The following is a 21,572-nucleotide window of genomic DNA, read 5'->3' as shown; positions in this document are numbered from 1 at the left end:
ATCATCAATTTTAAAGAAAAATGAACTTAGAAAGTAAACAGCCTGATTACAAAAGAATTTATTCTGATATATTAGATAAAATGTTTCCTGATAAAAAGGAACAGTGCCGGGATATACTGAATAAGAAAAATATCTCTCATCTCGATGTGATACAGATCAATACGATGATATTCGGAACCGTTTCCTCTGATATTTCAGATTTTAATCAAAAGCACAGATTTTATAATAAATCTACTATTTTGCAGATTTTAGATTATCAGAAAAAAAACAGACTCAATAACAGCCAGCTTGCAAGGCATTTTAAATTAAGCAGAAATACAGTTACAAAATGGAAAAAAAGATTTATCGTGTGAAATGCTATATGAAATATATATCGTTTAATAGCGATAAGAGGCACCAATGAAATAGTGTTTTCCTGCTTCATTCTGTATTCCGTAATTAAGGCCGGCGTCGAGTTTAAAGTCCTTAATTACATCCACCTGCACCGCTGCATTGATAAAATTAGATAATTGGTGGGCCTTAAAATCATATGTATAATAAGTTTCTACGATACCGTCGACCCCTTTTACAATGGGATGGCTGAGAGTAAGAGACTGCAGAAATTCTGTGTGCATGGCCTGCTCATCTTTATCCTTTAACCTGTCTGCTTCCACCTGAAGCCCCAGAGTCCATTCTCCGGGTAATTTATAGAGCATGGGCACAATCAGTCCACCTTCAAAACGGCTGTCATCCTCAAATTTTGAAGTCGGGAACTTTATATAGGGCAATAATGCCAAAACAAAATTACCATGATCATTGCCGATTAAGTTTTGCTTAATTCTCAGGTTTATATCACCAAAACCGCTTTGAGTTGTCACGGCTCCTGAGCTCAATTCTTTCTCTTTTTGCCTTCCAAATGTCTGGAAACCAATCTGTATGGCGGTTGTACGGGTAATTCCAATCTTAAGATTAGCCTGGTTTACCAATAAGGTATTGGTTTGCTTTGATTCAGATTTTTCGTGAATGATCCTTATTATATCTGTTTCATACTGAAAATGTCCCGCATCCACGGTATAAGGAGACTCGGTGACATCCGGCCGGTCTGTTTCCATTTCTCTCATGAGTGCTCTCGGAACAGGATTAAATAATGTATAATTCTGATCTTGAGCTTGTTGTCCGGAACATACAAAAGGAAAGGAGATAAAGCAAAAGGCAGCAATAAAGAAATTATTATTTATAGTCATTATTATTAGTTTATTATTGTTAAATCAGGATCCAGTGAAAACCTGTTCGGCATTTTCCTGATTTTCTTAAGCTAAAATAAAGCCAAATTATTCTAATATTCCTGCATTATTAAAATTAATAACTGCAAATCTTTAAATAAAATAAAAAGATACCACAAAACTCACGATTTAATGATTTAAATAATTGACTGGCACAAAATTTGAAATTTAAAATATACCATCACATAAATATATTTTATTTTGAAATTTACACAATTACCTTCCACTGCCCCGGAAGGTAATTTTTTGTGATAGAGGGTAATTCTCAAAATGTGTCAGATTTCAGATTAATTATTAAAACTTAAAATTACGGTGCATTTATTTCTCAATTCCAATAACCTTTAAAGCATTGGATGTAAGATATATATCATCAAGATGAGTAAATGCTTCAATATCCTTAAATAAGGGACACATCAAGTCATTTTTGTTGAAGGACAATTCAATAGAAGGATTGTATGATGCAACAATCCTAACGCGGGAGTAGCCATTATAATCCAACTTAAAACCTTCAAAAAGACAATTTTTTTCTGCCTTTTGATATATTTTGTATTCATTAAATCCAACACCATTATTTTCTTTTCCGTCGTTATGCTCGAGCGTTTTCCAGATTGGATAATTTTTGGGTTCTTTGAGAACATTTCCCTGCGGATCTACGGGGACAAACATACCGAGAGTTAAAGGTTGTTTCAGGAAATTAGCATAATTATTCATCAAACGCAATGTTTGAAGATCAGCATATCCTTCATTTGAATAGTATTCAATAACAAAAGTTGTCATCGGAATCAGCTTGTGAAACCTTTCAGTCGGCATAAACAGTATTTTTTTTGAAATTAAATATAATATTTTTATTTATTTTACCACTGTCAATTTGCTGCTTTTTAATTTTTTATTAGATTCTGACCGGTTTTGCTGAAAAAAAACGGTTTCTGTTGGGCAATTATCTTGAAAAACATTATTCTGTCGGCATGTGCAAAATCCGAAAAACAGTAGATCAATCAAAGTTCTGTCGTTTTTTTCTGAAACATTGTATTTCAACATCCAGAATCCCGAGAAGTTATACAAAAAGAAAAAGCCTGCACTTTTTAAAAAATGCAGGCTTTAAGCTTTAATGCGATTTGAAGAAATTCTCTTCCGTATTCAGCGGAGAGTGAGGGATTCGAACCCCCGGACCTATTACAGTCAACAGTTTTCAAGACTGCCGCAATCGACCACTCTGCCAACTCTCCTGAGCTCGACCTTACCGTCGTTTTCAGTGGTGCAAATATAGAAAGATTTTCATTGGTGCCAAAATATTTTTAATAGAAATTGTAGTAAAACATAATAATTCCCTTAAAATCAGGTTGATTATTTTTTACAACATAGGTAATTACAGTCAGAAAGTGATCTTTTAATGCAATTAAATAAAATTATAATTCATTATGGTTAAAATTAGCCTGCCAGTAATTCCATCAGCATTAATAAAGAAATTAGCTTTTTGGAAGACTGATAATCGGGATTCAGCTGTTCGCGGATTTCACCTAAAGCCTTACTTAATTTGTTGCTCACGGTTTTATTGCTCAGTCCTAAAGCTTCAGCAGTTTCATCAACAGACATATTTTTCCGGATTCTCATGTCATAAACCTTTTGTTCGGTAACCGGAAGCTGAGAAACCACCTCATCGATCATGATAAATAAGGCCGAAATATCATTTTCTTCAAGAATTTCAAAATATTCCGTATCCGTTATTTCAATCGGGAAATCAGATTCATCAATGCTTACCGTGGGCGGAATTTTTTTGTAGCTGTTGTAATAATCAATAATTCTATAGTGAAGGTAGCGCAGTAAATAGCCTTTTGCACTTTCTGATTCATCGGTCTGGATCACGGCTGTGTCCTCAAGTATTTTTACCCAAAGATTCTGCAGGAGCTCTTCCGAAATCTCCTTATCCCGGGTTCTGACGAAAACAAAACGGTACAGACTGTCCAAATACCGTTCGTACAACAGCATAAAAGAAGGTCTGTCACCTGATTTTATTTTCTTTATTAAAGTATGGTCTGTCGGGTTCATAATTACACGACAAAATTACCTAATGCAAAATTAACTTTTTGTGAACTTTAGCAAATCCAACATTAATTATTTCTGAAAAACTCCTTTATAATATCAAGCAAATGTTGAGAAAGCATTAAGAATCATCTAAAACTGTTAACAAGTTGGCCTTAATGTTAATCCAATATTAAAAGCGGGCTGGGGAAGTTTTCCATTTTCACAGTTTTACAGATAGTAATACTTGTGAATTGACAATTTATGAAGAGTCTTAAATATAAAAATGCTGAAGCTTTTGTTTTCAGGCTTTGGCAAAGAGAAGTTTCTGGAGAAACGATTTCCCAGAAAGAAACTGAAGTGTTGGAAAAATGGAAAGCTCATGTTGAAAATGACCTGGATAAAAATCATATTAAAGAATCGAGGGAAAGAATTTTATTCGCTTTGGAGCCTTATTTTGTAGAGTCTACAATTGTTAATCATAAAATTAGCTTTAAAAAATATATCTATCAGGCTGCGGCGGTCATCATTCTGTTATTATCATTAGGTGGAATTTTCACTTATCAGACTTTCTTTAAGTCGGATGTGTATGTTGCAGATTTAGGGAATAAAAAAATCCATTTGGCTGACGGCTCATTGGTGAACTTATTTCCGGGTGCCGAGCTTACGGTAGAAAAATCTTTTCCCGCAGACACGAGGGTGGTGGCTTTAAAAGGAGATGCAATATTTTCCGTGGCAAAATCAAAAAAGCATCCGTTTATTGTTAATGCCGAGGGTTTCAGCACGAAAGTATTAGGAACAGTTTTTAAAATCTCACAATCAGGAAATGATAAGGCGGTTGATCTTTATGAAGGTAAAGTTGCTGTTTCCTCAGCCGGAGTTCCTGTGTTTTTTCTTAAACCTCATCAGAAATGGACCAATTTCGGAGTTCCTAGAACGGCTGCAGTTATTTCTTTTTCAACTGAGAAAAATTCAGGGAAGAAAGTTTCCGCTTTGTTGTCTTTAAGCTTTAATGATGTCTCTTTAAAAGAAGTAGTTGAGATTTTACAGAAAAATCACGACATCAATATCAGATATCCTAAAGAAGTTTCAGATAAAAAAATCACGGCAGACTTTACAGGTGGAACTACCGATGAAAATATAGAAGCACTGGCATTTATACTAGGCCTGGAAGTGGAAAAAGACAACCGTACGTATATTCTGAAAAAATAAAAATCCGCAAAATATTATATCAAAAAACAAATAACTAGAAAAATTTTAATTAAAAAAAGAGGATGAAAAGTTTGAAATGTAGTTTTACAATCGCGGCGATGTTTTTTACTGTAACAGCAGTGGAGGCGCAGGAATTAGTACAAAAAGTATCATTTTCTGTTCCGGCAAGCAAGCCGTTGATTGAAGTTTTGGAAGAATTTGCCACAAAAACAGGCACAAGGCTCGCCTATTCTAAAGCGGATATTAAAGAATTAAAAGTAAAAGGCATAAAATGTGAAAATGTTCCCGTAAGCACTTGCCTGAAAGACATTACAGAAGGTCTTCCTGTGGTTTTTCGTTTGCGCGGAGATCTTATTTCAATAAAATATGAAGGGTCCAATGTTTCTGTCATGGGAAACGGGCGAATTTCCGGAAAAATCGTTGACGAAGTGGGAAATCCCGTAGTTGGCGCAGAAATAACGGTAGCCGGAAAAACCATTACGACAGATAATAATGGTGATTTTGCAGTTGATTTGCCTTCCGGAATTTATACGCTTTCGGTTAAAGCACCAAAATTCAACACATTAAGAGTAGAAAAATTGTCGGTAAGCAATAACGAAACAAATAATGTTTCATTTGCGATGAAGCCGATTTCAGATAAAATAACAGACATCAAAGAAGTGGTCATTACGGGAGTTCGTAAAGCTGATACCCAGGCCGGATTACTCGCTCTGCAGAAAAAAGCCGCGCAAATGAGTGACGGTATTTCTGCCGAACAAATCTCCAAAACACCCGACAGCGACGTTGGAGGAACCCTGAAAAGAGTGACAGGAATTACAACCATTGATAATAAATATGTGGTGGTGCGTTCGATGGGAGAGCGTTGGAATACCGCAGCAATGGACGGAATCAGCCTTCCAAGCACGGAAGCGTACAACCAGAATTTCTCATTTGATATTATTCCTACCGCAATGGTGGAAAGCGTGATCGTAAGCAAAACTGCTACACCGGACATGAATGCCAGCTTTGCGGGAGGTTATGTTGAGGTAAAAACGAAAGATATTCCCAATGAAAATTTTACGACGGTAACTGTCGGGACTTCTTATAATGATATTTCGACTTTTAAAGAATTCCTGACCCGTCAGCGCGGAAAATATGATTATTTCGGATATGATGACGGAACAAGAGATTTCCCAAAAGGTCTTGGAGCAATGAATTGGGAGAATCCTCTGTTTTTTGAGCAGTCGAAACAGTTTGTGAATGATAATTTTACCAATTATGCCACAAAAGCAGATTTAGGCTCAAATATGCAGCTGGCTTTTGGAAGGACTTTTCAGCTTAAAAATAACAATAAATGGGGGTTAGCCGGAGCTTTAACCATAAGAAACGAACAGAATAAATTAGATATCGACCATACAGGAAGGGGAAACTGGCTGGATACCACCCAACTTATTAATGATTGGCAGACAACCGGTGAAGCACCCGTGAAATTTTACAATTTTAAAAATCAGGGAGCTTCTTACACTTATAACTCAACTTTGGCGGGAATGTTGAACTTCGGATTGCAATTGGGAAAAAACAGACTCTCTTTCCGGAATTCTTACACCCACATTTATGATAATACCTTAACAAGAATTACAGGCTGGAATGAATATACAGGTGGAAGCGGGTTGCCGAGCAACGCAGAATTGGCTTACAATTATTTTTACAACGGAGTTATCCCAAATAATGATCCTTCACAAATCAAATCTTTAGACAGACCTTATACAGATAATACGGATTATCCTATTTATCAGACCCTTTTGCAAAATAAGCTGGAAGGAAACCACAAAATAGGAAACGCAGATATCGATTGGTTTTTTGCGCGCACAGGAGTTTCATCCGACACCAAAGATTATACGATGCATCCTACACTTTATAATTTTATCGGAAACGAAATCCAGGCCTATCATCAGATATATAATTCATCGAGTGATTTTGCAAGAGGTTATATCGAAAACAGGCAGACAGATTACAACTACGGAGCATCATTTAAATGGAATATCAATGGTGAAAATTTTAAAAATGATATAAAAGTAGGGTATGCCGGTGCCTCAAAGACTAACACGAATGTACAGCAGAAATTTTTGCTGAGAGTGGATGAAAAGACAACCGGAAATAATATACTGACATTGGATGGAGCGCTTGCTGACTGGTTCGATGGTTCACATTACGTACCCGGCGGAATCGGATGGCAGACAAGACCGCTTTATGAAAATGAAAAATATGAAGGCGAGGTCGATCAGCATGTCGGATATGTTATGTTTGATAATCGTTGGAAAAGTAAATTCAGGATAGTCTGGGGATTGAGGGCAGAATATTTTAAATATAAGCTGATTTCCCAGCAAACAGATCCCAGCGACCCGCAGAATGTTAATAAAGTGCCAGTTGAAGATAAACCCTGGCAGTTTATGCCTTCCGCCAACTTTACGTACAGTCCGACCAGCAAAATCAATGTAAGACTGGCGTATAGCAAAACCGTAATCCGCCCTCAGTTTAATGAAAGAACAGGGTTGCCTTATTTTGATCCGGTAGCGAACGGATTGATATACAATACGGAAATGGTGTCATCTATAGTCAATAATTATGATTTTAAATTTGAATGGTTTCCGGGGTTAGGTGAAATTTTTTCAGCGGGGTTATACTATAAAAATATCGACCGGCCGATTGAGCGTGAAGGATTTATTTCAAATGAAGGAAACTTATTCCTTTATAATGGAAATTCAAAAAATGCAAAACTGAAAGGGTTTGAAGCAGAAGTAAGGAAAAATTTAGGCTTCATTGCAATAGATTCTTTCCTTGAAAAGCTTTTTATAAGCGGAAATTTTACCTACAACGATACCAAAGTCATTTCTTTTAAAAACAGAGAAAAAACAACCGACGCGGACGAAACCTATGAAGTCGACAGACCCCTTTACGGGCAGACTCCTTATGCTTATAATGTAGGATTAATATATGACGGAGCACGTTTAGGGGCAAGCTTTTTATACAATGCCAAAGGCGATCAGTACATCACAGTAGGATATGCCTACAACGGAGAAGAAATACAGCGTGCTTACGCAGTGGCAGATGCCCAGATATCCTATAAATTATTAAGAGATAAGAATTTAGAAGTAAAATTCAATGTCAGAAACCTTTTTAACAGGGTGAAAGAATATTATAACAATTTTAATTCTTATTCAGTGGCGAAAGGTGGCGGTGCTTCACAGACAGACAGGGAAATGTGGGAGCTTTTGCCCGGCGCTACCGATAAATACGACAAGAATATTGATAAGATCTTGTTTCGTGCCTACAGCGGAAGAATATTTGGCTTAAGTGTGAATTATACATTTTAAACCATTAAAAAAATAGAAGAAAAGAGCTCATGCAACGTACAGGCTTCGGTAACCTGAAGATGAATCAGAATGAATACTGCTGGTGCGCAACAACAGTAAGATTCAGATAAAAAAAACCGGAAAACTTCGCAATATGTCACCTCATGTATTGCAGAAGCTTAAAAAAAATTAACCAAATCGCAGGAATACAGAGGTGGGTATTTCTAATATAAAAAACATCGGGCCCGAAACATAAACAACCGGTCTGATCACAAAAATTTATAACAATGAAAAAATTAACTCTAATTGCAGCAGCTGCTTTATCACTTACAGCTTGTCAACATGATTCATTAGCAGATTCTTCATCTCCATTTGGTATGCAATCAGCTTCTGCTGAGTATATCACGGCTTCAGCTCTTCCTGTAACTACGGTTAGCGGTGCGATCACTTCTAACACGACTTGGAGCGGAGTTGTAGAAATTGATGGTATTGTAACTGTTAAAAACGGGGCTACATTAACTATACAGCCGGGAACATTCATTAAAGCTAAACCTAATGCTATCGGAGAAGGTTCAGGAATCCTGGTAATCACAAAAACAGGTCATATTAATGCTACCGGTACAGAATCTCAGCCAATTGTCTTCACAAGCTACAGATTGTTGGACGGAAACGAAGATACAACTGCAGTTCCCGGAGATTTCGGTGGGGTAGTTTTATTAGGAGATGCTCCGACAAACGTACCTACAACAACTACAATCGAAGGTTTAACAGGTGTTGATTATCAATTTGGTGGTTCAAATGCTTCTCATAATGCAGGAACAATGAAATATGTTCGTATCGAGTTTGCAGGTTACGATTTCGTAGGGGCTAACTCTGGTAACGAGGTGAATGCGTTATCTTTAGGAGGTGTTGGAAATGGTACTACTTTAGATCATATCCAGGTTTCTTACGGTCAGGACGATTCTTTCGAATTCTTCGGAGGTACTGTAAATGCTACTAATTTAGTATCTTTTGCAGCAGAAGATGATAACTTCGACTTTGACAATGGTTATACAGGAACTATCACTTGTGCATTGGCTTTGGCAGATGCTAATTCTTCTCACACTATAAGTGGTGGAGTTTCTGATACGAATGGGATCGAGTTGGATAACAACGCAACGGGTACAGCTACTACGTTGCTTACACACCCTGTTATTAATAACCTTACAATCGTAGGAACAAGTACAAATGTGGTTTCTCCGATCTCAGGAGTAGGATCAGCTTACGAAAACGGGATCCACATCAGAAGAAACGGTAGATTAACGTTAAATGATGCTGTAATTACAGGTTATCCTACAGGGATCAGAGTAGAAGGTTCAGGTTCTGAATTATCTTCTGCATCTACTTACGGATCAATCAAAGTACACGGATTTACAACGGTTGTTACCGGTACTGGTACAGCGGGAATCCCTGCGGCAAATTTATCTAGCGGAACTTCTGCAGATGCTTTCGGTATGTCTAGCCCATTCTTCTCTATCAGCTGGAACGTATCTCCAAGAAACTGTGGAAACTTCCAGGGTATCTGGACAAAATATGATTTCTCAATTGTAGAATAATCTTACTTAAAATGCAGGGTTGGCAATTATTGCCATTCCCTGCTTTTATTACAAAAACAAAAAAACTTTACTAATTGGTATTATGAAAAAATTAATTTTATTATCTATTCTATTGTTATCACAAGCAATATTTGCACAATATCCTGTTTGGAGTAACACATTCGATACCCCTGCTTCATTACAGGGATGGACTTTCTATGATCTGAACGGAAACGGAAACGGATGGGTTCAGGGACAGAACATTTATCACAACGGCACCGCTTTAACGTACGGAACATCAGGAGTTCTGCGTCATTCAATCAACCTGGTCCCTACGGGAAATGCAACCGGATTTGCAACCGAAAACGACTGGATCATTTCCCCTGAGATAGATCTTACAGGAGCAGGCGGAACCATCACTTTAGCCGGTTATATCGGAAGACAGCGATCTACCCATACAACTGTGGGAAGGGATATCTATATTTTCGTAAGCACACCTCAAAAACAGGTACCAGAATTGTCTGATTTCCAACAATTGGCAACAGATGCACAAAATGCAGGTGGTGCAACCTATAAATTCAGTGCCAGTACAACTCTGCCGACCGATCTTACCCAGTTTGCGGAATCTTTAGTCAATATTTCCGCTTTTGCAGGAAAAAAGATTTACATCGGCTTATGGTCAAACAGAATAGTAGCCGCACCTATTAATTCTCAGAACATTAATATTGATGAAATTGCTATTTATTCTTCAGTTTTAAACACAAAAGATGTAAAAGAAGTTAAAAACGTAACCAAAATAATGGAAAATCCTGTAACAAATTCTCTTCAGCTACAGCTTAATCCTAAATTAAAAGAAAACAACACCACAATTGCTGTTTACAACATGTCCGGGCAAAAAGTCTTGATGGCTAAATATTCAGAAAATATCAATGTTTCAGCACTTTCTGCAGGTATTTATGTTGCTGATGTTTCTGATGGAAACGTATCAGAAAAACTGAAATTTATCAAGAAATAACCAATTTTCCTTTAAACGCTAAGATGTTTTGAAAAAGACCATGAAAATTTTAAAATAATATATCAAACAGCTTATATATAAAATTTATTCAAACATCCAATTTAGTTTTTTTTATAATGATTGCCCTGCTCCTCGGGGAAGGGCAATATTTTTTAAGTTTAAATTTTTCAAGTTTAAAATAATATAGATGAAAAAGATCATAGCACTGGTACTATTTACATTACTATTTTCCTGTACCGATAATGATGCATTGGAGGTATATGATAAAGCCCAAAAACCTGCGGAAGTCAATATTAAAGGATATTCCAAACCGGATATTCTTCAGTTAAGGCTAAATGGATCGCCAATATCAATCAGCGGAAAAACTTCTTACACCGATAAAATCGAAACTCAGCTTCAGTTTGTGCTGGATAAAGGTGAAACTGACGAGCTTGGAGTTTATAATAACGAAACAGGTGCCCAAATCGCAAAATACAGTATAACTTACGATAACATAAATGATTATAAAAATGTGAATTTCTTTAATCTTCCCGGGATTTTCCTTAAAACGTACGCCGTGAAGCCTCAGGTCAATCTTGGAAAAGTAGGATTTGAATTTATCTTCCCGAATCTGGGTGAATTTTCAGGCTCTTCTTTACATGATGTTAAAGGAGTTCTGAAAAGGGAAAACGGAGTGATTCTGGGAGAATTTGAAAGCATTGGGAAAGATAATTTTACCACCGTAAAAATTTATAACTTTTTCAGTGCGACGGCTCCTGTGTATTTGGAATTATACAAACCGGGAACAACAGAGCCTTACTCAGGTTCCGGTCTTATTCAGGTGAAAGTAAAGCAGGATATTGGCGCCAATATGATTGTCCTTCAGGAAAAAATGGAGAACGGGGTATTGGTTGTAAAAGGAGATATAGACGTAGCCGATTATTTATAAACGATGAAAAAAATGAGAAATTTTATTAAATTTCGCATATTGGTGATATTGGCAGTATGCATTAATTTTGTGTCATGCAGAGATGCCGATGAGAGCATTCCCGATTTTCCCGAAGGCAGCACAGAATATAAAAATGTCTGGGTTCAGGACAGCATGAGACGCTATTATTACTGGGCAGATCAGATGCCTGCAAAACCGGATTATCATCTTCCCGTTAAAGACTTTTTTCAGAGCTTGTTGTCACCCCAGGATCGTTTTTCTTATATTGTTGATACACAGGATTCTTCCACCTATCCGCGTTCTGTACGCAATATGTATGGCTTTGATTATGCTGTTTTACAATTGGGCAGCGGCGAAGTTGTTACAGTCATAAAGCTCGTTCTTAATAATTCACCAGCCATGAATGCCGGATTACAAAGAGGAATGATGATTAAAAAAATCAACGGAACTCTTATCACAGCAGCGAATGCACAACAATTAACCTCGTCTATTCCCGAACAGACTGTTTTTGAAATTACAGTAGGAGAATGGCAAAATAATACGATTGTTAATGAAAAAAACATAACCGTTTATTACGGATATTCTTTCGAACAATCTGTTACAGCTAAAATTTTTGAGGAAAATGGCAAAAAAACAGGATATCTTTATATCTACGATTTTCCGGATGGAATGACGCAGGCTTTAAATCAGAAGTTTATCGAGTTTAAAGCTGCCGGAGTGCAGGAATTAATTCTTGATCTCCGGTACAATTATGGCGGCTCGGTTTCATCTGCCGCCGCGCTTTGCTCGCTGATCCCGTCTGGGATTACAGCCAATTCACAATTTATTACCTATAAAGGAAATAAAAACGGGGGAGAAGTGAAAAGAACATTTGCACAGCAGATTGATTATGATCCCAATGCGCTTGATTTTAATACGCTTCATGCCAATGCTTTAGGGTTGAATAAAGTCTATATTCTTACTTCAAAAAGCACCGCTTCAGCTTCAGAAATTGTCGTAAATAATTTAAAGCCCTATCTGCAGGTCACTCAGATTGGCGAAGCTACGCTGGGAAAAGACATGGCAGGATTTCCTATTGAAGATAAGCGGAAACCAAAAAAAATCTCATGGCAGATTCATCCCGTTATTTATAAAGTGTTAAATGCCAATGGGGAAGGAGGGTACAGCAATGGGATTTCTCCACAAATTACAGTCAATGAATATATGATGTTGCCTCTTTTACCGTTGGGCGATTCTAATGAAACTTTGCTTTCATCAGCTTTAAATAAAATTTATTCAAAATCTGCAATATTTACATCGAATTCAGATCAAAACGTGAAAATTTTATTTGAAAGTGATAATCCTTTTGTTGATATCAGAAAATGATTTAGGTAAGTTTTTCAATACATTATAAAGATGCAGGGAATAGAACCGAAATTTCACAACAGCCTCACCGAACGTATGGAATATTATCGTTATTTATTAAAAGAAACGACAGATGATCCGCAGAGTCACGGTTTTGATATTATTTCCCACACCTCAGAGCTGCTTGAGCTTTATGAAGATTATTTAAATAACAAAAAGCAGCTCGAAAAAAGCATAAAAAATTATAAACAGTATCACAACGATTTACGAAAAATATTAACTCCAAAATTGCGGGAGCTTAAAAGAAGAAAAGAAAAAAAATAATGGTATAATTTGAAAAAGAGGAGTAAAGTTTATCGTTACCGGAAAATAAAATTTCTAAATTCCGTTAACTTTGTATAAAATAATAAACTTTACAAGTTGAAGCTGCCATTTTCTTATTATCAGAATCCCGACGTCATTTTTTTAGCTAAAGACCTTTTAGGGAAAGTACTTTTTACCGAAATAGAAGGCGAAACAACCGCAGGAATAATCGTAGAAACCGAAGCTTATTTTGGAGCTCATGATAAAGCTTCCCACGCCTACGGAAACCGGCGTACAGACCGAACCGAGACGTTATACAGCGAAGGCGGCATTTCCTATGTCTATTTATGCTACGGAATTCATCATCTTTTCAATATCGTAACTTCCGTGAAAGACGAGCCGCACGCAGTTTTAGTAAGAGCTGTAGAGCCTTTAATCGGTAAAGAAGTTATGGAAGCCAGAAGAAAAATGCCTTTTACGAAACCAGCCATTTCAGCCGGCCCGGGTTCAGCTGCAAAAGCCCTGGGAATTGACCGTACATTCAATAAAAAAGACTTAACAGGAGAAGAAATCTGGCTTGAAGATCACGGGATTCGATATCCGGAAAATCAGATTGCAGCAGTTCCGCGCGTTGGTGTGGCTTACGCTCAGGAAGATGCGTTTCTGCCATGGCGGTTTTTTGTGAAAGGAAATAAATATGTAAGCAAACCGAATAAGTTTGATCCTCAAGATTAATTTTTTTCACCTTAAATGCTTATTTTAATTTAAATTTCAACAAATGTTAACAGATATTATCGCTAAAAATCTCACCGTTATTTTTTGCGGAATTAATCCTGGTTTAAAATCTTCCGGTGACGGACTTCATTTTTCGGGAAGGAGCAACCGTTTTTGGAAGGTCATGCATCAGTCGGGATTTACACCGTATCAGATTGAGCCTGCTGACGCCGTCAAGATGCTTGATTTTGGATATGGTCTTACAACTGCTGTAGAAAGGGCAACTTCACGCGCCGACGAACTTTTAAAGGAAGAATTTGCAAATTCTTTTGATGCTTTTAGCGCTAAAATGACTTATTTTCAGCCAAAATATATCGGATTTCTTGGTAAAGCAGCTTATAAGGCGTTTTCCGGTAAAAAAGAAATTCCGTGGGGCAAGCAATCCGAAGATTTTTGTGGTGCAAAAGTTTGGGTTTTACCCAATACAAGCGGCTTGAATCGTGGTTTTACATTGGAAAATCTTGTGAATGCTTATGGTGAATTTTACAGAGCTATTGTTTAATTCACTAAATTTAACCTAAGATTTATCAAAAAAATACAATATGAATATTCAGCTGGTTTCAAAAAATGCTTTAGTAGGAGCCGCCACACAGGGAATAGGCGCGGGAATCGCCATCGAATTGGCAAAATGCGGCGCAAATGTAACCGTAATGGCCCGAAATGAAGAAAAACTGAAAGCTTTTGCAGCTTCTTTACCCGTTATTAGTGATGAACAAAAGCATCAGTATCTGGTGGCTGATTTCTCTGATTTTGAAAATTATAAAAACATTATTACTGAATATTTTAAAAATAATTCTGTTGATATTTTAGTCAATAACACCAACGGCCCGGAACCGGGAATGGCCTTGGAAAAAGATGTTGAAGACTATCAAAAAGCATTTGACCTTCTTTTTAAGACCGTTTGTGAAACAACAATGCTGGCTTTACCTTATATGATTGATCAGAAAAAAGGACGCATCATCAATGTTTCTTCTTTGTCGGTGAAAGAACCGATCAATAATTTGGTGCTTTCAAATTCTATCCGTTCGGCGGTAATTGCCTGGTCGAAAACACTTTCCATTGAAGTTGCAAAACATAATGTTACGATTAATAACGTTCTGACCGGATATTTTGATACGGAAAGAATTAAAAGTATGATCGAAAATGAAGCTCAAAAAAGCAATACATCAATTGAAGAGATTAAAAAAGGAAGAGAAAATAAAATTCCTATGAAAAGATTGGGAAAACCTGAAGAATACGGTCATCTGGTTGCTTTTCTGGCTTCTGAATATGCAGCTTACATCACAGGAACAAGCATTCCTTTGGATGGCGGACTGAATAATACGTATTAGGCAGTGCAAAGTAAAGTAAGAATCCATAATTTTGCGGAAACTTCACCCAAACCATGAAGAATGCTGTAAGCTGGATTTTTTTGTTGTCTGTAGCAGTTTTATTTTTAAATAATTGTTTAAACAGTAAAATTCACCAGGAGATTAACCAACAGTCTTTTATCTCAAACCTGAGGAAATTATACTCTTCAGGGGATTCTTCAAGCTGGCCGAAACCGCTTCTGGATCCTGAAGCAAAACCTTATTTTTCTGAAATCGGGCATTTACCCAAAATGGATTTTCCTGCTGATAATCAGTATTCTGTAGATAAAGCAAATCTCGGAAAAATTCTCTTTTTTGATCCCCGTCTTTCGGTTTCAAATCAAATTGCATGTGCTTCCTGCCATGATCCTGAACTCGGTTGGTGTGACAACAGAAAATTTTCTTTCGGTCACGACAGGCAGCTCGGCGTGAGAAATGCGATGAGTATTCTCAATTCCGGTTTTGCAAAACCTTTATTTTGGGATGGCCGCGCCGAATCTCTGGAACAGCAATCTCAAATGCCGATCGAAGATAAAAGAGAAATGGGCGAGCACATCGAGATTGTAGCCGGAAAAATAGCCAAAATAAAAGGCTATGAAATTTTATTTGAAAAAGCTTTCGGAAACAAAACCGTGACGAAAGATAAAATTGCCAAAGCCATAGCGACTTTTGAACGAACTGTCAGAAGTTCCCAAAGTAAATTTGATCAGTTTATCGACGGAAAACGAGAGATTTACACGGATGATGAGGTGATGGGATTGCATCTATTTAGGACGAAAGCGCAATGCATTAATTGTCATAATTCAGGGTATTTTTCTAATAATCGTTTTGAAAATATCGGAACCGCTTCATTAAGTTTGAAAGATGAAGATTTAGGAAGATATTTAATCACAAAAAAGGCTGAAGATGTAGGAAAATTCCGTGTTCCGAGCTTACGGGAAGTAACGAGAACACAACCCTGGATGCACAACGGAAGCTTTGAAACATTAGAAGAAATCATCCAGTTTTACAATAAAGGAAATCCTGAGCCGTATGCAAAACGCACAACAATTCATGAAGGAATTACATTAAATTCTCAAAAATCCGAAATGTTGAGATTACTGGAATTATCAGACATTGAAGTCGCCCAATTGGAAGCATTTTTAAGAACATTGACAACGAAAACGGAGAGAATTATCCCTCCGGAATTACCGAAATAGTGCCTTCAAAATATCATCTTTGTCATTCCGTAGGAATCTATACAATTTTTTTTCATTGTATAGTCGAGATTCCTACGGAATGACAAACTATATGTATATTGAAAATCAAATGTTTAAATAACTTAAACTGAATATTTTTCCACAAAATCAGCAATTCTAAGTAATGCTTTCTTTGACGCTTCTGTATCAATTTCCATGAAAGGCCAGACGTGAAGTTCGTTTTCAAAAAGAATTAATTCTGCTTCAATGTTTTGATTTAATAATTGTTGATGCAGATTAATCGAATCATCTTCCAGAATTTCATTGGTTCCGCATAATATCAAAATAGGCGATTGATTCTTGAAACTACCATGAACTGGCGATAAAAACGGAGCAGACAAATCCTGATCGGGAGCATAAAGCTTCGTTGCTTCAATTAAATATTCTTTGGCTAAAATTGTATCCGTCAATTGGTTGCGTTCGTAGCTCGGATTTTTACATTCAAGGTCAACCCAAGGTGAGATTACAACGGTATACATTGGTTTTGGTCCGTTCGTTTCATTTAATTGTAAATTGGTTGACATCGCAATATTTCCGCCCGCGCTGTCGGCAATAATTCCAAAGCTAAAATTAGAGTTATTTTTATGTAAAAAATTAATCACCGCAACACAATCATCAATTCCTGCCGGAAACGGATATTCAGGAGCAAGACGATAATCAATCATCAAGACTTTTTTCTTTAACTGACTGGCAATATAACTCACCATTGGCGCATGAGAATTGATCGAACCATAAATAAAAGCTCCACCGTGAATATAAATGACAATATCGTTTCCAACAATTTCATCAGGAATTACCCAGGCGCACGGAACATCTGCAATAATAATATTTTCAAGAGTAACCTTTTCAGAAATGGAGTAGTTGCTGATGGTTTCAAAACCTTTTCTGCCTTCAGTCAGATTGATCATAAAGTTTAGTTTTAAGCAAAATTAAAGAAGCACGTAATAATTTATCTTGATTTAAGTTAATTAAATAAAAAAACCTCCAAAATTATTCGGAGGTTTAGTATTTAAAAATTAAAATTCAGTTGGGGTAAGCCCTTCGGTCACATCTAAACTCTTAAATTCTTGTTGAAACTGTTGTGTTTCGGGTATTTTTACCATGGAATTAATCGTAACGTGTGGCCAGTTAATGGGTTGTGCAGATCCTGTAGCCGGAAAAACCAGATTGATCGTTTGCGAATACTGTAAAACCTGGCTGGGATTTCCTGCACTGTCTGTAATATCTTCAATCCAGAAGGTGGCGTCCATTTTTGTGGCATTTACATTGGTCTGGATAAACGGAATATTCAAAATTCCTCCGTTGGCATCCGGTGTGTCGGTAGACATTTGAATGACGGTCATATTGCTGACTCCGCCTGTTCCGACTAAACCTTCCAGTGTAGATTGAAGAAATGCATTTGGATTTACCTGATTGAATGGCGCAAACTGCGGATTTCCGATAATCTGATCCGAATAACCAAGCTGATTGATTCTGTCACCATTCAATAAAGTAGGAATGGAGGAAGCCGGACTGAAAAAATCGGTCCCCGGATTGCCCACTTCAACAGAGCTTCCAAGAGCCAGTAATGAATTTCCGTGAGGAATGGTCGACATACGTGCAATCGTGTAACCTCCGTTTGGCTGACCTAAATTTAAAAATAATCCTGTCTCCACGTGAATGGTAGATCCTGAAGGAAAACCGCGTTCGTTGCAAAAATCGCTTGTACAGGCACTTACAATTTGCTGTTCGTACAGCAATCCGAAAATCATTTGCTCAACTTGCTGTCCGTTGACTACAGGCCCCCGATTTCCAGCCTGTACCACAACCGGATTGAAAGTAAGTGTTTCTGTGTAAGGAATAACTTCAAATACAAATCCTTTATCCTGTCCGGGAACCGAAATGGTGTTCCATCCCGCTGAAATTGCTGTTTCAGGAACCGCAACATTCTTCCAGGTTCCTACAAGTGGTGCCAAAGCGCCAAGATCCGAAGAGGAAACTTTGCTTAGAGGAAGGACCTGCGCTCCTAATGTTAAGCCTCTTAATTTGCTTTCTAAATTCATAATGATTAGTTTTTATGGTTAATTGGTTTTAGTTTTTAGAATTTTAAAACCTTACAGGCTTCTGGAACCTATAAGGTTTAATACTATTTGTCTCAGCTTAATAATTCTGCATGTTTAATTCATCTTAACCTTTATGGTAAGGGCATCCGGAAGGTGGATTTACAGCGCCGTCAGTAATGGAAGCAGGCGTCGTCATGCTCATTGCAGAAGGAGCGTTGAAGAACTGCTCTTCGATTATTTTTCTCTGGTCTGCAGGAATATCCTCGATTTTACGAAGCGTATTGACTTGAATGTGTGGCCAGCTTGTCGTACCACCGTCATTTCCAAAATCAAATTCAAAAAATATAATCTGCTCGTATTGCAGCTGTAGAATTTCTTTTCCGTCTTCAATTACAGTTTCAATCCACAGACGGAAATCCACTTCAACGGTAGGAACAAAACGATTCACAAAAGGAACATTTAAAATTCCTCCCTGGGCTCCGGTTTTCATTTTTGATGACATTTGAATAAGAACGTAGTTGGCAACATTTTGTCCGCTCAATGTGTCTCTCAATCGCATATCCGGACGTACGGAATACGGATACAAATCATCAGCAAGTATTCTCTGTGTATAGATTTTATTTGAGCCAGGATCGTTTTGGTCATTTAATGTTTCATGAACCCATGCCGGCGCGGGCTCGTCAAGATTGATAGGATTTGTAACACTTGCCCCTGCGCCGCCCATTGTAGGTGAAATGGCAAGATAAGGAGGATCCCAGGTTGCATTTCCATAAGGGAATTGAGGAGCACCCGGAATCAAATAATTTGAACCGCTTGGCGCAATATCTCCCAGTAATGTAATTGTACTTCCGTGAGGAATAACGCCACTTCTTGAAATAGAATAATCAGGAATAAAATAAGGTCCTGTGATGCCATCCATTGGTTTTATTTCCTGTGCAGGAATAATTTCATAATATTGTTGCCCTTCTTTTAATTGGCTTAAAAGGATGTATGAAGAATTACCGTTTTCGTCTTTTACTTCCACCAATGGCTCGTTTCTGTATTCTCCTTTGTAGCCATAATCTTTGTAGTCTTCATCAGAAAAAGCGTGAATTCCGCGGTCTTTTTTGATGGTTTCTTCAGTCGCAGCATAATTGTAAACGTCACTTAACCAAAGATACATTCCGTTTTCTTCGTGAATTCCGGCGTACTGTAAATCAGGATTTCCTTCTACTTTATTTACACTTTTAATGGTTTGATCATATTTTACAGCACCACAGAATAATTCCGTTGCACCGCCACGGTTACGGACACCGCCGGGAACGATTTCGAATGTTAATTTCTCAATATATTCTTCGCTGTCAAAGCTGAATTTCCCGGGAATTGTTCCCGGATTAGTACCCGGAGAAGGCATAATCGTCGTATGGATTCCGCTTCCTAATGACGGTCTGTCTATGTTTTTATTGTAATTGGCATTGTAACTTACCCATGTGCCATTCAATGCGGCCAAAACGCCATAATCTACATTGTTTGCTATGTCGTTTAGATTTTCTTCTCTAAAAGGTCTTACGGGATCATCGATCAGAAGCTTTGAATAGCCATCCATCAATTGTGCTAAATAACCTTTCTTTTCTTCAGGAGAAGCTTTTAATAATCTCGCATTAAGATCTTGAATGATTTCTTTTTTTCTTTTAAGCATGGTATATCGTTTTTATGATTAATAATTAATTGGCAGGATATTCAAAAGTTGGTCCTGCATTGTATTGAGAATCCAACGGTTGGCTCATCAGCCCAATAGCCTGTTCTTTCAGCGCATACATATACATTATTGATTTTTCCAGTTCTTTCGCGTTGCCTTCTACAGCCGCCTGAATCGCATCTAATAAGTTTTTATAGGTTTGATTAAATGCTTTTCCCTGCGCATATAATTGCGGATTTGACTGATAATCTGCCATTTTCGGATTTGGTTTCATCGGATAAGCCGCGTTCCAGTCTACAGGCAATGGTTTTCCGACTGGTGGAGTCGTGACAGGCATCATTCCGTTTTCATCGGTAAAAGGTGCATAATTTCCACCTAAATAATAATGCTCATGAAAAACTTCCTTAAATCTGAAATAATGCGCCAATTCTGCCCCTTCTTCAAACTGCGACGGATCAACATCAAAAATTGAATCATCTGCACCTTCACCCTGGCCCTTAATTTCCTGGAAAACCTCGATCACTCCAATCAAAGCTTCAACCGGATATAATTTCCCGCCGCTTCCGTAATATTGTTCCGGACGGATCTGTTTTGCAGGATCTCCTGTGAAAATTCCGCCCGTATTTAACTCTTCAAAAGTTTGTGGCAATTTTCCGTTGGCTTTGTAATAAGCAATAATTTGAAAAACAACGATATAAAAGAATAAAACGTCATAATATTCACCAATCGTATGAACATTTTTCATGATAAAATCTTTCATATTCTCCAACGTCCAGAAATTATTTTGCTCTGCAGTATTTTTTGAAAGTAATGAAGGATTTTCTTCGATATAATCAGATTTCGGAGCTTTTACCAAAGGGCTGCTCGGACTTTCAATAGCGATAAATGTCGCGATACTGTTCGTCGAAAAAGTTTCAAGACCTACGAAGAAATCAACATTCATCGGTAATTTCATCGGGTAAGTAGGGTAGTTTTGCGGTCTGTTGACAGAAGGCTGAATACTTACGGCATTCATCACGTTGCAAACCATGATCATGTGTAGCATTTCTTCAACGGCAACGCTTCGGATAATTTGTGAAGCTGATGCATTTGTGCCGTCTTTAATTGAATACAAAGCTGTCAGATAAGGCGGAATTGTAGAATGCTCGATAAGAATTGCCGTTTGCAAAAGATCCTGTAAAATAGGGCGATAATCCAGATCAACTAAACCTTTTTTTGCAACTGACGGAGAAGATTTTGCATCAATTTTTTCAAGACTGGCTGGCTGCACGACTTCAGAACCAAACTGCGAGCTCAGATATTGATTAAATTCTTGAATCTGATTGTTTAATAATAAGCTGGTCAGCGTTTTACTATGGTATTTTACACCTTCCAGCCAATCTTCTTTGCTGATTTTTGAATCAAATAATAAGGATTGTAATGAAATGGCTTCTGCAACGATGGTATTTTTGCCTTGTAATAAAGCTTGAGGCTCTGTTTTATTGATTAATCTTTGTCTCATG

The 21,572-nt window shown here is 37.4% G+C and carries 19 protein-coding genes and 1 tRNA gene; 12 read left to right on the top strand and 8 right to left on the bottom strand.

Going from position 1 to position 21,572, the window contains the following annotated elements; all coding sequences use genetic code 11:
• The first annotated feature begins 20 nt into the window (after positions 1–20).
• Complete coding sequence (locus tag BLT04_RS00155) at positions 21–353, top strand: helix-turn-helix domain-containing protein (protein WP_089752491.1); 333 nt, start codon at positions 21–23, stop codon at positions 351–353.
• A 24-nt stretch (positions 354–377) separates the two neighbouring features.
• On the opposite strand, the gene BLT04_RS00150 is transcribed toward BLT04_RS00155, so the two are convergent.
• From BLT04_RS00150 to BLT04_RS00130, 4 genes are all read right to left on the bottom strand, one after another.
• Complete coding sequence (locus BLT04_RS00150; RefSeq protein WP_089752489.1) at positions 378–1,223, bottom strand: transporter; 846 nt, start codon at positions 1,221–1,223, stop codon at positions 378–380.
• Positions 1,224–1,580: 357 nt separating this feature from the next.
• Positions 1,581–2,072 carry a hypothetical protein gene (locus BLT04_RS00145; protein WP_089752487.1) on the bottom strand — a complete coding sequence of 164 codons (492 nt, stop codon included), beginning with the start codon at positions 2,070–2,072 and terminating at the stop codon, positions 1,581–1,583.
• Positions 2,073–2,403: 331 nt separating this feature from the next.
• Positions 2,404–2,488: transfer RNA gene (locus BLT04_RS00135), tRNA-Ser, on the bottom strand.
• 202 nt (positions 2,489–2,690) lie between these two features.
• On the bottom strand, positions 2,691–3,308 hold the full coding sequence (locus tag BLT04_RS00130) for an RNA polymerase sigma factor (protein WP_089752483.1): 618 nt from the start codon (positions 3,306–3,308) through the stop codon (positions 2,691–2,693).
• A gap of 237 nt (positions 3,309–3,545) precedes the next feature.
• On the opposite strand from BLT04_RS00130, the gene BLT04_RS00125 reads away from it, so the two are divergent.
• The 11 genes from BLT04_RS00125 to BLT04_RS00075 all read left to right on the top strand — a co-directional run bounded on the left by BLT04_RS00125 (position 3,546) and on the right by BLT04_RS00075 (position 16,311).
• Positions 3,546–4,493: a FecR family protein gene (locus BLT04_RS00125; RefSeq protein WP_089752481.1), complete on the top strand. Its 948-nt coding sequence runs from the start codon at positions 3,546–3,548 to the stop codon at positions 4,491–4,493.
• 62 nt (positions 4,494–4,555) lie between these two features.
• The gene (locus tag BLT04_RS00120) at positions 4,556–7,846 is read left to right on the top strand and encodes a TonB-dependent receptor (protein ID WP_089752479.1); all 3,291 of its coding nucleotides are present in this window, start codon (positions 4,556–4,558) and stop codon (positions 7,844–7,846) included.
• 266 nt (positions 7,847–8,112) lie between these two features.
• Complete coding sequence (locus BLT04_RS00115) at positions 8,113–9,420, top strand: hypothetical protein (protein WP_089752477.1); 1,308 nt, start codon at positions 8,113–8,115, stop codon at positions 9,418–9,420.
• An 82-nt stretch (positions 9,421–9,502) separates the two neighbouring features.
• Positions 9,503–10,414: a T9SS-dependent choice-of-anchor J family protein gene (locus tag BLT04_RS00110; RefSeq protein ID WP_089754140.1), complete on the top strand. Its 912-nt coding sequence runs from the start codon at positions 9,503–9,505 to the stop codon at positions 10,412–10,414.
• A 187-nt stretch (positions 10,415–10,601) separates the two neighbouring features.
• Complete coding sequence (locus tag BLT04_RS00105) at positions 10,602–11,342, top strand: hypothetical protein (RefSeq protein ID WP_228421879.1); 741 nt, start codon at positions 10,602–10,604, stop codon at positions 11,340–11,342.
• Between the two features lie 12 nt (positions 11,343–11,354).
• Positions 11,355–12,707 carry a S41 family peptidase gene (locus tag BLT04_RS00100; RefSeq protein WP_089754136.1) on the top strand — a complete coding sequence of 451 codons (1,353 nt, stop codon included), beginning with the start codon at positions 11,355–11,357 and terminating at the stop codon, positions 12,705–12,707.
• 30 nt (positions 12,708–12,737) lie between these two features.
• On the top strand, positions 12,738–13,010 hold the full coding sequence (locus BLT04_RS00095; protein ID WP_089752475.1) for a hypothetical protein: 273 nt from the start codon (positions 12,738–12,740) through the stop codon (positions 13,008–13,010).
• A 96-nt stretch (positions 13,011–13,106) separates the two neighbouring features.
• Positions 13,107–13,724 carry a DNA-3-methyladenine glycosylase gene (locus BLT04_RS00090; protein WP_089752473.1) on the top strand — a complete coding sequence of 206 codons (618 nt, stop codon included), beginning with the start codon at positions 13,107–13,109 and terminating at the stop codon, positions 13,722–13,724.
• 43 nt (positions 13,725–13,767) lie between these two features.
• Positions 13,768–14,265 (top strand): G/U mismatch-specific DNA glycosylase, encoded by a 498-nt coding sequence (mug, locus tag BLT04_RS00085; protein ID WP_089752471.1) that lies wholly within the window; start codon positions 13,768–13,770, stop codon positions 14,263–14,265.
• 40 nt (positions 14,266–14,305) lie between these two features.
• A complete protein-coding gene (locus BLT04_RS00080; RefSeq protein ID WP_089752469.1) occupies positions 14,306–15,094 on the top strand; it encodes an SDR family oxidoreductase in 789 nt (262 codons plus the stop codon).
• 53 nt (positions 15,095–15,147) lie between these two features.
• Positions 15,148–16,311: a cytochrome-c peroxidase gene (locus BLT04_RS00075; protein WP_089752466.1), complete on the top strand. Its 1,164-nt coding sequence runs from the start codon at positions 15,148–15,150 to the stop codon at positions 16,309–16,311.
• A 122-nt stretch (positions 16,312–16,433) separates the two neighbouring features.
• Here BLT04_RS00075 and BLT04_RS00070 read toward each other — a convergent pair whose 3' ends face one another.
• The 4 genes from BLT04_RS00070 to BLT04_RS00055 form a co-directional block, all read right to left on the bottom strand.
• A complete protein-coding gene (locus BLT04_RS00070) occupies positions 16,434–17,258 on the bottom strand; it encodes an alpha/beta hydrolase (RefSeq protein ID WP_089752465.1) in 825 nt (274 codons plus the stop codon).
• A gap of 108 nt (positions 17,259–17,366) precedes the next feature.
• Positions 17,367–18,392 carry a heme-binding protein gene (locus BLT04_RS00065; RefSeq protein WP_089752463.1) on the bottom strand — a complete coding sequence of 342 codons (1,026 nt, stop codon included), beginning with the start codon at positions 18,390–18,392 and terminating at the stop codon, positions 17,367–17,369.
• Positions 18,393–18,516: 124 nt separating this feature from the next.
• The gene (locus BLT04_RS00060; RefSeq protein WP_228421878.1) at positions 18,517–20,070 is read right to left on the bottom strand and encodes a peroxidase, FMP-type; all 1,554 of its coding nucleotides are present in this window, start codon (positions 20,068–20,070) and stop codon (positions 18,517–18,519) included.
• Between the two features lie 25 nt (positions 20,071–20,095).
• Positions 20,096–21,571, bottom strand: coding sequence for a ferritin-like domain-containing protein (locus BLT04_RS00055; RefSeq protein ID WP_089752461.1), 1,476 nt, complete (start codon positions 21,569–21,571; stop codon positions 20,096–20,098).
• Position 21,572: the final 1 nt, after the last annotated feature.

The organism is Chryseobacterium soldanellicola (genome assembly GCF_900100115.1).
In the GTDB taxonomy this organism is placed as follows: domain Bacteria; phylum Bacteroidota; class Bacteroidia; order Flavobacteriales; family Weeksellaceae; genus Chryseobacterium; species Chryseobacterium soldanellicola.
The sequence above is the reverse complement of the archived record's forward strand: the minus strand, read 5'-3'. Positions and strand labels throughout refer to the sequence as shown.

Coding starts and splice junctions, on each gene's coding strand:
- BLT04_RS00150 (WP_089752489.1), bottom strand. CDS start 1,223: ATGACTATAAATAATAATTTCTTTATTGCTGCCTTTTGCTTTATCTCC.
- BLT04_RS00065 (WP_089752463.1), bottom strand. CDS start 18,392: ATGAATTTAGAAAGCAAATTAAGAGGCTTAACATTAGGAGCGCAGGTC.
- BLT04_RS00125 (WP_089752481.1), top strand. CDS start 3,546: ATGAAGAGTCTTAAATATAAAAATGCTGAAGCTTTTGTTTTCAGGCTT.
- BLT04_RS00070 (WP_089752465.1), bottom strand. CDS start 17,258: ATGATCAATCTGACTGAAGGCAGAAAAGGTTTTGAAACCATCAGCAAC.
- BLT04_RS00060 (WP_228421878.1), bottom strand. CDS start 20,070: ATGCTTAAAAGAAAAAAAGAAATCATTCAAGATCTTAATGCGAGATTA.
- BLT04_RS00080 (WP_089752469.1), top strand. CDS start 14,306: ATGAATATTCAGCTGGTTTCAAAAAATGCTTTAGTAGGAGCCGCCACA.
- BLT04_RS00115 (WP_089752477.1), top strand. CDS start 8,113: ATGAAAAAATTAACTCTAATTGCAGCAGCTGCTTTATCACTTACAGCT.
- BLT04_RS00100 (WP_089754136.1), top strand. CDS start 11,355: ATGAGAAATTTTATTAAATTTCGCATATTGGTGATATTGGCAGTATGC.
- BLT04_RS00145 (WP_089752487.1), bottom strand. CDS start 2,072: ATGCCGACTGAAAGGTTTCACAAGCTGATTCCGATGACAACTTTTGTT.
- BLT04_RS00110 (WP_089754140.1), top strand. CDS start 9,503: ATGAAAAAATTAATTTTATTATCTATTCTATTGTTATCACAAGCAATA.
- BLT04_RS00105 (WP_228421879.1), top strand. CDS start 10,602: ATGAAAAAGATCATAGCACTGGTACTATTTACATTACTATTTTCCTGT.
- BLT04_RS00120 (WP_089752479.1), top strand. CDS start 4,556: ATGAAAAGTTTGAAATGTAGTTTTACAATCGCGGCGATGTTTTTTACT.
- BLT04_RS00055 (WP_089752461.1), bottom strand. CDS start 21,571: ATGAGACAAAGATTAATCAATAAAACAGAGCCTCAAGCTTTATTACAA.
- BLT04_RS00095 (WP_089752475.1), top strand. CDS start 12,738: ATGCAGGGAATAGAACCGAAATTTCACAACAGCCTCACCGAACGTATG.
- mug (WP_089752471.1), top strand. CDS start 13,768: ATGTTAACAGATATTATCGCTAAAAATCTCACCGTTATTTTTTGCGGA.
- BLT04_RS00075 (WP_089752466.1), top strand. CDS start 15,148: ATGAAGAATGCTGTAAGCTGGATTTTTTTGTTGTCTGTAGCAGTTTTA.
- BLT04_RS00155 (WP_089752491.1), top strand. CDS start 21: ATGAACTTAGAAAGTAAACAGCCTGATTACAAAAGAATTTATTCTGAT.
- BLT04_RS00130 (WP_089752483.1), bottom strand. CDS start 3,308: ATGAACCCGACAGACCATACTTTAATAAAGAAAATAAAATCAGGTGAC.